Consider the following 13,093-nt stretch of genomic DNA (forward strand, 5'->3'; position numbering starts at 1 on the left):
TTCTTCCTCAGAACCACGCGTCCTGCATGTCGAGCGTGGTCGTGTCGAGGGAGGCCAGCAGGTCCAGCTGTGGCTGGACCTTGGGCAGCTCCCATTGGTAGAAATAGCGGCAGGCTTGCAGTTTGCCGCGCCGGAAGCTGTCCTCTTCCGGCAGCCTGGCCAGCGCCGCCATGGCTTGCTGCAGCCAGATCCAGGCAAGCACCACGTGCCCCACCGCCTCCAGGTAGACCGTGGCATTGGCCAGGGTCTGGTTCAGGTCGGCGGCAGCATACAGGGCCTGCGTCACTTCTTCAACCCGGCGCCAGGCGGCCTCCAGGGCATTGGCATGGCCGACAAGCTGGCGCGCGCCGGCCCGGCGCCCGGCGCCGCGGGCGCTGTGCACCGTGGCGCGGATCTCGGCGGCCATGGTCCTCAGCAGCGCACCGCCGTCGATCCTGGCCTTGCGGCCCAGCAGGTCCAGGCCGTGGATGCCGTGCGTGCCTTCGTGGATCTGGTTCAGGCGGTTGTCGCGGTAGAACTGTTCGACCTGGTATTCGCGCGTGTAGCCATAGCCGCCATGCACCTGGATCGCCAGGTTGTTCGCCTCCAGTCCCCATTGCGACGGCCAGGACTTGGTAATGGGTGTCAGGAACTCCAGCAGGCGCCCGGCGCGCTGGCGGATCTCCGGCGTTTCGCCGGTGTGTTCGTCGTCGACCAGGCGCGCGCTGTACAGGCACAGACCCAGCGCGCCCTCCACGTAGGCCTTCTGCGCCAGCAGCATACGGCGCACGTCGGTGTGCGCGATGATGGGCAGCTGCGGCGAAGACGGGTCCTTGGCGGCCGGATGGCGGCCCTGCGGGCGTTCGCGCGCATATTCCAGCGCGTGCAGGTAGCCGGTATAGCCCAGTGCCGCTGCCGCCAGGCCGACGCCGATGCGCGCTTCGTTCATCATGTGGAACATGTTCGGCAAGCCCTGGCCCGCGCGACCGACCAGGTAGCCGATCGCGCCGCTGCGGCCGCCGGGCAAGTAGCGCCCTTCGCCGAAATTGAGCAGGCAGTTGGTGGTGCCGCGGTTGCCCATCTTGTGGTTCAGGCCCGCCAGGGCGATGTCATTGCGCTCGCCGTGGTCGAGGAACTTGGGGACGATGAACAGCGAAATGCCTTGCACGCCCGGCACCAGCTTGCCGTCCGGGCCGGGAATCTTGGCCAGCACCAGGTGCACGATGTTCTCGGCCAGTTCGTGCTCGCCGCCCGAAATCCACATCTTGTTGCCGCTCAAGCGGTATTGCCCGGCGGCCCCGGGGTCCGCTTCGGCGCGGGTCGTAATGTCGGACAGGCTGGAACCGGCTTGCGGCTCGCTCAGGCACATGGTGCCGAACCAGCGCCCTTCCAGCATCGGACGCACGAAACGCTCCACCTGCGCGCTGGAGGCGCATTTGAGCAGGGTATTGGCATTGCCGATGGTGAGGAAGGCGTAGCTGGCGGTGGCCATATTGGCGGCGGTGAAATAGGCGGTAATCGCCTTCTCCACCGTCAGCGGCAACTGCATGCCGCCCAGCGCATAGTCCTGGCCGGCCGCCATCAGGCCCGCCGCCGAAAACGCGTCGAGCGCGTGCTTGACTTGCGCGATGAGCACCACGCGCTCGCCGTCGAACTGGGGCTCCTGCTGGTCGCTCAGCGTATTGTGCGGCGCGAACAAGTCGCCGGCAATCTGTTCGGCAATATCGAGGGCGGCGGTGAAGGTCTCGCGGTTATGGTCGGCAAAACGCGGGCGCCTGGCCAGGCCCTCGGTATCGAGCCAGTCGTACAGCATGAATTCGACATCTCGGCGATTCAGCAGCCGGGACGCCATCACAGCACCTCGAACAGGCCTGCCGCGCCCTGACCGCCACCAATGCACATGGTAGCCACCACATACCTGGCGCCGCGGCGCTTGCCTTCGATCAGCGCGTGGCCGACCATGCGCGCGCCCGAGACGCCATAAGGATGTCCCACCGCAATGGCGCCGCCATTGACGTTCAGGCGCTCCATCGGGATGCCCAGCTTGTCGGCGCAATACAGCACCTGCACGGCGAACGCCTCATTCAGTTCCCACAAGCCGATGTCTTCGACCTGCAGGCCGGCGCGCTTGAGCAGCTTGGGCACGGCGAGCACAGGGCCGATGCCCATTTCATCGGGCTCGCAGCCGGCAACGGCGAAACCGCGGAAGACACCCAAAGGCTGCAGGCCTTTGGCGGCAGCGACGCGATCGCTCATGACGATGGCGCAGGAGGCGCCGTCGGAGAACTGGCTGGCATTGCCGGCCGTGATCACGCCGCCCGGCAGCGCGGTGCGGATGCCGCGCACGGCCTCGATAGTGGTGCCGGGGCGGATGCCTTCGTCGGCGCCGATGGTCACTTCGCGCGTGCCCAGCATGCCGGTCGACTTGTCGGCCACGCCCATGGTCACGGTCATCGGCACGATCTCGGCATCAAAGCGCCCGGCCGCCTGCGCCGCCGCAGCGCGCTGCTGGCTCTGTACGCCGTATTCATCCTGGCGCTGCTTCGGGATGGCGTAGCGCCGGGCCACGATTTCCGCCGTCTGCAGCATCGGCAGGTAGATCGCCGGCTTGTGCTGTTCCAGCCAAACGTCCTGGTACATGTGCATGTTCATTTCCTGCTGCACGCAGGAGATCGATTCGACGCCGCCGGCGGCGAAAACGTCGCCCTCGCCTGTCAGCACGCGCTGGGCCGCCGTGGCGATCGCCTGCAGGCCCGAGGAGCAGAAACGGTTGATGGTCATGCCCGGCACGCTCACCGGGGCGCCGCCGCGCAGCGCGGCCTGGCGCGCGATATTGCCGCCGGTGGCGCCTTCCGGATTGGCGCAGCCCATGATCACGTCTTCCAGTTCGGCCGCATCGATGCCGGCCCGGGCCAGCGCCGCCTGCAGCACGTGGCCGCCGAGAGTGGCGCCGTGGGTCATGTTGAAGGCGCCTTTCCAGGATTTGGCGAGGGCGGTGCGGGCGGTTGAAACGATGACTGCGTCGCGCATGGCGGTCTCCTGAATAGTGTGTTTCGAACCAGCATAGCACAGCTTTAGCACGATCGTTCGCTAAATTGTTTGCCTTGTAAGTTTTGTGTAAGTTTCAAGCAAGCATGACGTAAGGAACCGGGTCCAGACTCCATTCTGCCGTTGAAGCATTTGAAAGACACACTACACAACTGGAGACAAGCATCATGGCAATTAGTTCCGGAACCGCCGACGCGCGGCACCTGGGAGCCGGCAAGGCGGCCCCCATGACCAAGGAAGAGAAAAAGGTGATCTTCGCCTCTTCCCTCGGTACCGTTTTCGAATGGTACGACTTTTACCTGTACGGTTCGCTGGCGTCCATCATCGCCAAGCAGTTCTTCGTCGGCGACCCGACCACATCCTTCATTTTCGCCCTGCTGGCCTTTGCCGCCGGTTTCATTGTGCGCCCGTTCGGCGCCATCGTGTTCGGCCGCCTGGGCGACATGATCGGCCGTAAGTACACCTTCCTGGTGACGATCCTGATCATGGGCCTGTCCACCTTCATCGTGGGCCTGCTGCCGAACTACGCCAGCATCGGCATCGCGGCGCCGATCATCCTGGTCGTCCTGCGCCTGCTGCAAGGCCTGGCGCTGGGCGGCGAGTACGGCGGTGCGGCCACCTATGTGGCGGAACATGCGCCGCACGGCAAACGCGGCCTGTTCACGGCCTGGATCCAGACCACGGCAACGCTGGGCTTCTTCCTGTCGCTGCTGGTGATCCTGGGTGTGCGCCAGTCGATGCCGCTGGAAGAATTCGAGTCCTGGGGCTGGCGCATTCCCTTCCTGGTCTCGGTGGCGCTGCTGGGCATCTCGGTGTGGATCCGCCTGTCGATGAACGAATCCCCGGCTTTTGCCAAGATGAAGGCGGAAGGCAAGACCTCGAAGGCGCCGCTGAGCGAAGCTTTCGGCCAGTGGAAAAACCTGAAGGTGGTGATCCTGGCGCTGGTCGGCCTGACCATGGGCCAGGCGGTGGTGTGGTACACCGGCCAGTTCTACGCGCTGTTCTTCATGATCCAGACGCTGAAGATGGACATCGCAACGGCCAACATCCTGATTGCCATTGCGCTGATCCTGGCCACGCCGTTCTTCATCTTCTTCGGCAGCCTGTCGGACAAGATCGGCCGCAAATGGATCATCCTGGGCGGCTGCCTGATTGCCGCGGCCACCTACTTCCCGCTGTTCGGCGCCCTGACCCACTACGGCAATCCGCAGCTGGAAGCGGCGATCAAGAACTCGCCAGTGGTGGTGGTGGCCGATCCGGCATCGTGCCACTTCCAGTTCAATGCGACCGGCGAGAAGAAGTTCCCGTCTTCCTGCGATATCGCCACGTCCATGCTGTCCAAGGCTTCGGTAGCCTATACCCGCCAGGATGCGCCTGCCGGCAGCGTGGCCACGATCAAGGTCGGCGACAAGGAAGTGCAGTCGTTCAACGCCACCATGACGGCCGACGGCCTGAACTTCGATGCCGACTCGAAGAAGAAGGAAGGCGAGCTGAAAAAAGCCGTGGCGGAAACCGTGAAAGCGGCCGGCTACCCTGCCAAGGCTGACCCGGCCCAGATCAACAAGCCGATGATGGTGCTGATCCTGTGGGTGCTGGTGCTGTATGTGACCATGGTGTACGGCCCGATCGCGGCCATGCTGGTGGAGCTGTTCCCGACCCGCATCCGCTATACCTCGATGTCGCTGCCATACCATATCGGCAACGGCTGGTTCGGCGGCCTGCTGCCTACCACCGCCTTCGCACTGGTGGCGTTCAAGGGCGATATCTACTACGGCCTGTGGTACCCGATCGTGGTGGCGCTGGCGACCCTGGTGATTGGCGCACTGTTCATCCGCGAAAGCAAGGATAACAATATTTACGCGCAAGACTGAACGGCCCCGCAGCTGCCGCAAAGCCGCCCTGCCCGGGCGGCTTTTTTCGTCTTAACGCCGCTTGGCCGTGTGCTCCAGCGCGGAGGTGGCGGTGCGGTCGATGATGGTGCCGCCCAGCTCGGCGATCTGTTTGGCGAAAGCTTCGTTGCCAATCGTTTCACTGAGCGCGACCAACGCCAGGCCCGCGACCATGGGCGGCGTGTAGTCTTCCAGCTCATCCGGGCGCGGCGGACGGGGCGGGCGCGGGCCGCCTGGCCAATTGAGTGGCGGGCGCGGCACGGTGCCGCACCAGTCATCGAGGATGGCTTTCAAAAAGCCTTTGGTGTCGCCGCCCTGGGTCAGGATGGCCGCGGCAGCATCGACCTGGCGCTGGGCCAGGTCGATGGCAGCGAGTTGGGCTTCCAGCCAGGGGTGGGGATCCGGGTCGGCCAGCCGGTTGGCCAGCTGGAATTTCTTGCCGAGCGGGCCGCCGCCGATCACCTCCCAGATTTGCGGATGGGTGCGGGCGATGATCTTGGCCAGCGTGGTACTGATGTGCAATAGTTCTGACATGGCGTCTCCTCCAGAACAGTTGGGGTATCGGAGACGCCGGAGCGGCGGCTCCTGCACAGACTTTACGCCGCAAACTGCGGCAGATACTCACGCTTTGTCACAGCGTGCCGCAGCTTGCATGCATCGCGCACCCTGACCTGGCCGGCGACCTTGCCGGCGCGCTGGCCCCCCTGCCTGGTGGCCAGGCGCCTAGCCGACGATGCGCAGGGAGAAGTCGGTCGCCTTGATGTCCTTGGTCAAGGCGCCGATGGAAATGCGGTGTACGCCGGTTTCGGCGATCGCGCGCACGGTGTCGAAGTTGACGCCGCCGGACGCTTCCAGCAGCGCGCGCCCGCCATTTAGCTGCACCGCGGCGCGCATCATGTCGAGGTTGAAATTGTCGAGCAGGATAGAGACCGCGCCCGCGCTCAGGGCTTCTTCCAGTTGTGCCAGCGTCTCCACTTCCACCTGGATGCTGACCTTGGCGTCCAGGCGCTTGGCCGCTGCCAGCGCGGCAGTAATGCCACCGGCCGCCGCAATATGGTTTTCCTTGATCAGGATGCCGTCGTACAGCGCCAGGCGCTGGTTCTGGCCGCCGCCCACGCGCACCGCGTACTTCTGCGCCAGGCGCAGGCCCGGCAGCGTCTTGCGGGTGTCGAGGATGGCTGCCGTGGTGCCGGCGATGACGTCGACATAACGGCGCGTGGCCGTCGCCACGCCGGACAGCAGCTGCATGAAGTTCAGCGCCGAGCGTTCAGCGGTCAGGATGGCGCGTGCCGGGCCGACAATGGTGCAGACCGGCGTGTCGGCGGCCATCAGGTCGCCTTCCGCGTAGTGCCAGTCGATGCCGATGGAAGCATCGAGCGCCACCATTACGCCTTCGAACCATTGCGCGCCGCACAGGACGGCTTCTTCACGCACGATCACGCGCGCCGTGGCGCGGCCCTCTTCCGGCACCAGCTTGCCGGTCAGGTCGCCGGTGCCGATATCTTCCATCAGGGCCGCCAGCAGGTTGCGCTCGTAGGCGCCCGCCAACGCATCGTCGAACGGTGCGAATTTGTTTTCCAGTGTGCTCATGCAGGACCGATACCTTGGAACAGTTGCGCTTCTTTCGCCAAGTCGGCGCCCGGGGCGACTTTGGCTTTCTTGGCGGCGGCGAAATCGAGCATGCGCTTGATGGAACGCTGCGCCTGCCTGCCGATCTCGGGATCGACGTGGATCTCGTTGTTCATGTTTTCCAGCACGTCGGCCAGGTTGCGCAGGCCGTTCATCGCCATCCAGGGGCAGTGTGCGCAGCTCTTGCAGGTGGCGCTGTTGCCGGCGGTGGGGGCCTCAATGAAGGTCTTGCCCGGCGCGGCCATGCGCATCTTGTGCAGGATGCCGTTGTCGGTGGCGACGATGAACTCGGTGGCCGGCAGGCTGACGGCAGCGGCGATCAACTGCGAGGTGGAGCCCACCACGTCGGCTTGCTCGACCACGTTGGCCGGCGACTCCGGGTGTACCAGCACCTTGGCATTGGGGTGCTCGGCCTTCAGCAGGTCCAGCTCGATGCCCTTGAATTCGTCGTGCACCAGGCAGGAGCCCTGCCACAGCAGCATATCGGCGCCGGTCTGCTTCTGGATATAGGAGCCGAGATGCTTGTCCGGCGCCCACAGGATCTTCTTGCCCTGCTCGTGCAGGTGCTGGACGATGTCCAGGCCGATCGAGGAGGTCACCATCCAGTCGGCGCGCGCCTTCACGGCGGCGCTGGTGTTGGCATACACCACCACGGTGCGCTCAGGGTGCTGGTCGCAGAAGGCGATGAAGTCTTCCGGCGGGCAGCCCAGGTCCAGCGAGCAGGTGGCGTCCAGGTCCGGCATCAGCACGGTCTTTTCCGGGCTCAGGATCTTGGAGGTCTCGCCCATGAACTTGACGCCGGCCACCACCAGGGTCTGGGCCGGATGGTCGCGCCCGAAGCGCGCCATTTCCAGCGAGTCGGACACGCAGCCGCCGGTCTCTTCGGCCAGGTCCTGCAGGTCGGCGTCCACGTAGTAGTGGGCCACCAGTACGGCATTGCGCTCGCGCAGCAGGGTCTTGATGCGTTCCTTCAGCAGAATCTTCTCGTTGGCCGGCACGGGTGCCGGGGTGCGGGCCCACGCATGGGCCACGCAGCTGCCGCCTTCGATCGGTTTCTCGAATTCGACATCCTTGATAAGCGTTTCAATCATTACTCGATGCCTTGGCTCTTCAGGTACTCTTCATAGCCGCCGCGGAAGTCCACGACTTCGTTTTCCTTGATCTCGATGATGCGGGTGGCCAGCGAGGAAACGAACTCGCGGTCGTGCGACACGAAGATCAGGGTGCCGGCGTACTTTTCCAGGGCGATGTTGAGCGACTCGATCGATTCCATGTCCATGTGGTTGGTCGGTTCGTCCAGCAGCAGGACATTGTGACGGCCCAGCATCAGCTTGCCGTACATCATACGACCTTTTTCGCCGCCCGACAGGACCTTGACCGATTTCTTGACTTCGTCGCCGCCGAACAGCAGGCGGCCCAGCGAGGAGCGCACGGCCTGGTCGTCGTCGCCTTCCTTGGTCCACTGGCCCATCCAGTCGGTCAGGTTCAGGTCCGTTGCGAATTCTTCGGTCGGGTCTTGCGGCATATAGCCGACGTTGGCGTTTTCCGCCCATTTCACCAGGCCGGTATCGCTGTCCAGGCCAGTGATGTCCTTGCCGCCGATACAGCGCAGCATGGTGGTCTTGCCGGCGCCGTTGGCGCCGATGATCGCAATGCGCTCGCCCGCTTCGACCATCAGGTCCACGTTCTTGAACAGGGTGCGGTCGTAGGTCTTCGAGATGCCCTGGGTTTCCACGGCCAGGCGGTGCAGCTTCTTCTCGCCGTCAAAGCGCACGAAGGGATAGGCGCGCGACGATGGCTTGATGTCCTCGATCTTGATCTTGTCGATCATCTTGGCGCGCGAGGTGGCCTGGCGGGCCTTGGACTTGTTGGCCGAGAAGCGGCGCACGAAATCCTGCAGTTCGGCGACTTTCTCTTTCGCCTTGGCGTTGTTGGCCAGCTGCTGGTTGCGCGCCTGGGTCGAGGCCAGCATGTATTCGTCGTAGTTGCCCGGGTAGATCTTCAGGGTGCCGTAGTCCATGTCGGCGACGTGGGTGCAGACCTGGTTCAGGAAGTGGCGATCGTGGGAGATGATGATCATCGTCGAATCGCGCTGGTTCAGCGTGTCTTCCAGCCAGCGGATGGTGTTGATGTCCAGGTTGTTGGTCGGTTCGTCCAGCAGCAGGATGTGCGGGTTGGAGAACAGGGCCTGGGCCAGCAGCACGCGCAGCTTCCAGCCCGGCGCCACGGCGCTCATCGGGCCCTGGTGCAGGCTGATGTCGATGCCGGCGCCCATCAGCAGTTCGCCGGCGCGCGCTTCGGCGGTGTAGCCGTCGTATTCGGCAACCTTGCCTTCCAGTTCGGCCGCTTCCATGTAATCGTCGTCGGTCGCTTCCGGATTGGCGTAGATGGCGTCGCGCTTGGTCATCGCTTCCCACATTTCGGTGTGGCCCATCATGACCACGTCCAGCACGCGCATCTCTTCATATGCGAACTGGTCCTGGCGCAGTTTGCCGAGGCGCTCATTGGCATCCAGGCTCACGTTGCCGGCGGACGGCTCGAGGTCGCCACCGAGGATTTTCATGAAGGTCGACTTGCCGCAGCCGTTCGCGCCGATCAGGCCGTAGCGGTTGCCATCGCCAAATTTGACGGAAATGTTCTCGAACAGCGGCTTGGCGCCGAACTGCATGGTGATGTTAGCGGTAGAAAGCATGCTGGAATAAATGTGGGAAAAAGCGAATCGGGCATTATACCCCGCCGACCAGAGGGGCGCATAGGAGCGGCCCTCTGGCAGGGTGCAAAAACATTGCCAAAAGATTCATTTCACCGAAGCGTCAGGGGACGGTGTTCGATCTGCGGCAAAACTCTTAAACGCTCTTAACCATACTTGTTTTCTCTTATTCGCTCTTATTCGCTCTTAAATTTCCGGTTTTCTTGCGCAACGTCATCGCCGGCTGCCATTCATTTTCATCTGGGAAACGAATCCAAACCGTCGACCACGCATTCCGGAACCGTCCCCCGACCGCATTGACAAACTGCGCTGGTGAGACGCTACGCCCGTCGTAACGCAACTCGCGGCCTTCGACATGGGCCAGATAGCTGGCGCGTTTATAGACGTTGCGCAACGTCGTGCCACTGGGAAGAAAAACATCCTTCCATTGGTAGCCGTCCAGCGTGTTAGCGGCGCCTTGTGATTTTGCAGTGGCATAGCTGCTCATCCAATTGACGATAACATCGTCGACGACCTCATACATCTCCTGCTTGAACCCGTGCGTGTACATGAAGTTCCCCAGCGCCTGGTAAGTCTCCAACGAGGCAGGCAAACTGAACAGAATCTTGTGCATGGCAATCTCCCTCTTTCAGAAAGGCATGCCAACTTGGACCAATTTAAGAGTAAAAAAGTTCAAACAAGAGGAAATAAGAGCGTTTAAGAGCGAATAAGAGTTTCCCCCAAAATCGCGAGCACCCCGCTATTGCCGCATCCAGTCCCGCAATTCGAAGTACCAATACGTGAGCTGGGCGGCCAGCAGTCCGGCCGGGCCGCCGGTGGTAGGCAAGCCCCAGGCTGCGAACTGGTCGACCTTGCTGAGCTCCCCCATCAGGGCCGCGGACAGAACGTCGCCCGCCAGCGAGGTCGGGCCGACACCATGCCCGCCGAATCCCATGCCGTACCACACCCCGTTGGGCAGCTTGCCAAGCTGCGGCATCTTGTGCCGCCCGTAGCTCATCAAGCCGCTCCAGGCGTAATCGACCTTGGCGCCCGCCAGTTGCGGATAGACCTTCAACATATCCTCGTAGAGCAAGCGCGCCACGTCCTGCGGGCTGCGCGACCGAACGGAGATGCGGCCACCCCACAACAGACGGCTATCCTGCAATGGCCGATAGTAGTCGAATGCAAAACGGGTGTCATAGATGGCCGCGTCGGTAGCCAGCGCCTGCGGCAAGCGGCCGTTCAGCGGCTCGGTCACCATCACATAGGTGGCAATCGGAAGGATGGCCCCCGCCAGCGCCGGATAAAGGCGTTCGATGTAGCCACCGCAGCACACCACGACCTCTTCGCAGGACACTTCGCCGCCTGCGGTGGCAACGCGCCAGCCGCCGGCGGGGCGCGCCTCGATTGCAGTCGCGCGGCTGTTCTCGTGGACACGGACACCGCCCGCCTGCATCGCACGGGCCAGCCCCTGCGCGTATTTCAGCGGGTGAAAGTGGAACGCATTATCCTCGTACAGCGCGCCAAAATAGCGTTTGCTGCGCGCCCGTTCAGCAAATTCGGCGGGAGCAACGCGTTGCCACTGCACGCCAAGATGCTGCTGCATGAAGCGCTGGCGCTCGTCCAGCACGCGCGGATCGTCGAACCAGTTGGCGAGATAGATGCCGCCGTGCGTGGCATCGCAATCGATGCCATAAAGACCGATGCGGCGGCGTATCTGGTCGACCGCGCCCAAGGTAAGCTGATACAGGCGCCTGCCCTGCTCCGCTCCTACGGTGGCGAGCAGGGCCTGCTCGTCCAGGGAATAGCCGCCGAACACGAAGCCACCATTGCGGCCGGAGGCGCCGTGGCCTACGCTTTCGGCCTCCAGCACCACGACATTGCGCTCGCCATGCTCCATCAGCGAGATCGCCGTGGCCAGCCCCGCAAATCCGGCCCCGATGATGCAGATGCGTGCCTGCTGCCGGCCCGTCAGCGGCGCGTAAGTATCGCCGGGTGCAGTCGCTCGGTAGTAGCTCTCCGCCCCGTTCATGGCAGCGTCGGATAGTCGCTGACAGTCAGGTCGAATCCTTCGCCATCTGAAACCAGATGCGCCTGCGCGCCAAACGGCAAGGTGCAGCGCAACTCCCCGTGCCCGAACGGCAGCCCGGCCAGGACCGGGACTGGCAGCAAGCCGCGGATATATGCCAGCATGGCGTCGAAATCATAGCCGTTATCGTGTGGCGCCAGGCGGTAGCCGGAGATATCCCCCAGCACAATGGCGCGCTGGCGTTCCAGCACGCCGGCAAAATGCAGCTGCAGCAGCATGCGTTCAATGCGGTACGGATGTTCGCCGATATCTTCGAGGAACAGGATACCGCCATCGATGTGCGGCCAGAATGGGGTGCCGAGCAGATGGTTGACCATCGCCAGGTTGCCGCCCCACAGCGTGCCCTGCACATCGACCTGCGGGTTGCCCGCCGCCGTCCCGCGCACCGAATGGGTCGGCCCGCGCAGGCAATCCCAGAACTGTTGCAGCGTGTACGCGACCGGCTCTTCGCGGGCAAAGTCGGCGCTCATCGGGCCAGCGAAACTGACACGCCTGGTGGCCTGGTACAGCCCCATATGGAAGGCGGTGAGATCGCTGAAGCCGGAGAACAGCTTGCCGCTGTCGGCCATGGCCCGGAAATCGATGCGCGGCAGGATGCGGCTGATGCCATATTGGCCGCGCAAGGCAAGCACGATCTGGCAATCGGGATCGGCGGCGGCCGCGTTGAGCTGCGCCAGGCGGGCGTCATCGGTGCCGGCGAAACGCTGGAATTTGCGTTCCGCTTCGTAGTAGTTGTGGACGATGCAGCCCTGCGACTCAAGGCGGGCAATGCCGCGGGCCAGCGCGGCATCATCGATGGGGTAGCCGCTGGTTCCGGCGATGGCAATTCCGATATTTTTCACCCGGCCATATTACTCCGCAGATGTTGATCGAGCAAGGTTAGCAGCCTGCCAACCAGGGCCGGCGGCATGTCATGCCCCATGCCTTCGATCAGTTCCAGCCGCGCGCCCGGAATCTGGCGCGCCGTATCGATGCCGCAGGCGCACGGCACCAGCGGGTCGGCGTCGCCGTGGATCACCAACGCGGGGCAGCGTATTTTGCGCAGCAGCGCGCTGCGGTCGCCGGAAGCGGCAATTGCCACCAGCTGCCGCGCCACCCCGTCGCCATTGACGTTGCGCGCCACCGCCTCGCCGGCCATCTGGCGCAGCAAATGCTCGGGCATCGGGAAGGCCGGACTGCCGATGGTGCGGAAAGTGTCGACCATCTGCTCCACCACGCGCGCCCGGTGATGGGCGCTGGGCGTGCGCCGCAGCAGGATGCGGCGCGCGGCGGGCGTCGGCCCCGGCAGGCCCGGGCGGCCGCTGCTGGACATGATCGAGGTCAAGCTCAGGGTGCGCGCAGGATAGCGCGCCGCCATAATCTGCGACACCATGCCGCCCATCGACACCCCGACAACGTGCGCAGCCGCCACGCCCAGCGCATCGAGCAGGCCGACGGCATCGCCGGCCATATCGTTCAGGGTATACGGTGCACGCTGGCGCCAGCCAAACAAGTGGCGCAGGTAGGCCAGCCACAGGTTTGGCGCGCCCAGGTGGTCAAAATGGGAAGACAGGCCGGCATCGCGGTTGTCGTAGCGGATGACTCGGTAGCCACGCTGCACCAGCCCTTCCACGAATTCATAAGGCCAGGAGATCAGTTGCAGCGCCAGCCCCATGTTCAGCAGCACGGCCGGGCCGCCCGGGTCGCCGCTCGCCTCGTAGGTAATCGTAATACCGTTTATATCAACGCTGGCCATGGCTCAGCATAGCACCGCCGCCGCGGCGCGTGGCG

Annotated in this window: 11 protein-coding genes; 1 reads left to right on the forward strand and 10 read right to left on the reverse strand. The window is 64.0% G+C overall.

Features of this window, described 5'->3' with window-relative positions; all coding sequences use genetic code 11:
- Positions 1-7: 7 nt before the first annotated feature.
- Entirely contained in the window at positions 8-1,831 is a 1,824-nt protein-coding gene (locus ACWBU6_RS16320; RefSeq protein WP_452644466.1) for an acyl-CoA dehydrogenase, read from the reverse strand.
- Complete coding sequence (locus ACWBU6_RS16325) at positions 1,831-3,009, reverse strand: acetyl-CoA C-acyltransferase (RefSeq protein ID WP_452644467.1); 1,179 nt, start codon at positions 3,007-3,009, stop codon at positions 1,831-1,833. The genes ACWBU6_RS16320 and ACWBU6_RS16325 overlap by 1 nt, the downstream gene beginning before the upstream one ends.
- Before the next feature lie 185 nt (positions 3,010-3,194).
- Between ACWBU6_RS16325 and ACWBU6_RS16330 the strand changes: the two genes are divergently transcribed.
- A complete protein-coding gene (locus ACWBU6_RS16330; RefSeq protein WP_452644468.1) occupies positions 3,195-4,898 on the forward strand; it encodes an MFS transporter in 1,704 nt (567 codons plus the stop codon).
- A gap of 51 nt (positions 4,899-4,949) precedes the next feature.
- On the opposite strand, the gene ACWBU6_RS16335 is transcribed toward ACWBU6_RS16330, so the two are convergent.
- The 8 genes from ACWBU6_RS16335 to ACWBU6_RS16370 form a co-directional block, all read right to left on the reverse strand.
- Positions 4,950-5,450 carry a hypothetical protein gene (locus ACWBU6_RS16335; protein ID WP_452644469.1) on the reverse strand — a complete coding sequence of 167 codons (501 nt, stop codon included), beginning with the start codon at positions 5,448-5,450 and terminating at the stop codon, positions 4,950-4,952.
- A 189-nt stretch (positions 5,451-5,639) separates the two neighbouring features.
- On the reverse strand, positions 5,640-6,506 hold the full coding sequence (gene nadC, locus ACWBU6_RS16340; RefSeq protein WP_452644470.1) for a carboxylating nicotinate-nucleotide diphosphorylase: 867 nt from the start codon (positions 6,504-6,506) through the stop codon (positions 5,640-5,642).
- Complete coding sequence (nadA, locus tag ACWBU6_RS16345) at positions 6,503-7,633, reverse strand: quinolinate synthase NadA (protein ID WP_452649575.1); 1,131 nt, start codon at positions 7,631-7,633, stop codon at positions 6,503-6,505. The genes nadC and nadA overlap by 4 nt, the downstream gene beginning before the upstream one ends.
- Positions 7,634-7,635: 2 nt before the next feature.
- Positions 7,636-9,237 carry an ABC-F family ATPase gene (locus ACWBU6_RS16350; RefSeq protein ID WP_452644471.1) on the reverse strand — a complete coding sequence of 534 codons (1,602 nt, stop codon included), beginning with the start codon at positions 9,235-9,237 and terminating at the stop codon, positions 7,636-7,638.
- Between the two features lie 184 nt (positions 9,238-9,421).
- Positions 9,422-9,868, reverse strand: a complete 447-nt coding sequence (locus ACWBU6_RS16355) for a hypothetical protein (protein ID WP_452644472.1) — start codon at positions 9,866-9,868, stop codon at positions 9,422-9,424.
- 126 nt (positions 9,869-9,994) lie between these two features.
- A complete protein-coding gene (locus tag ACWBU6_RS16360; RefSeq protein ID WP_452644473.1) occupies positions 9,995-11,266 on the reverse strand; it encodes an NAD(P)/FAD-dependent oxidoreductase in 1,272 nt (423 codons plus the stop codon).
- Positions 11,263-12,165, reverse strand: a complete 903-nt coding sequence (ldcA, locus tag ACWBU6_RS16365) for a muramoyltetrapeptide carboxypeptidase (protein ID WP_452644474.1) — start codon at positions 12,163-12,165, stop codon at positions 11,263-11,265. Before ldcA ends, ACWBU6_RS16360 begins: the two co-directional genes overlap by 4 nt.
- Entirely contained in the window at positions 12,162-13,058 is an 897-nt protein-coding gene (locus ACWBU6_RS16370; protein WP_452644475.1) for an alpha/beta fold hydrolase, read from the reverse strand. The genes ldcA and ACWBU6_RS16370 overlap by 4 nt, the downstream gene beginning before the upstream one ends.
- Between the last annotated feature and the right edge of the window lie 35 nt (positions 13,059-13,093).

The organism is Pseudoduganella sp. HUAS MS19 (assembly GCF_053615455.1).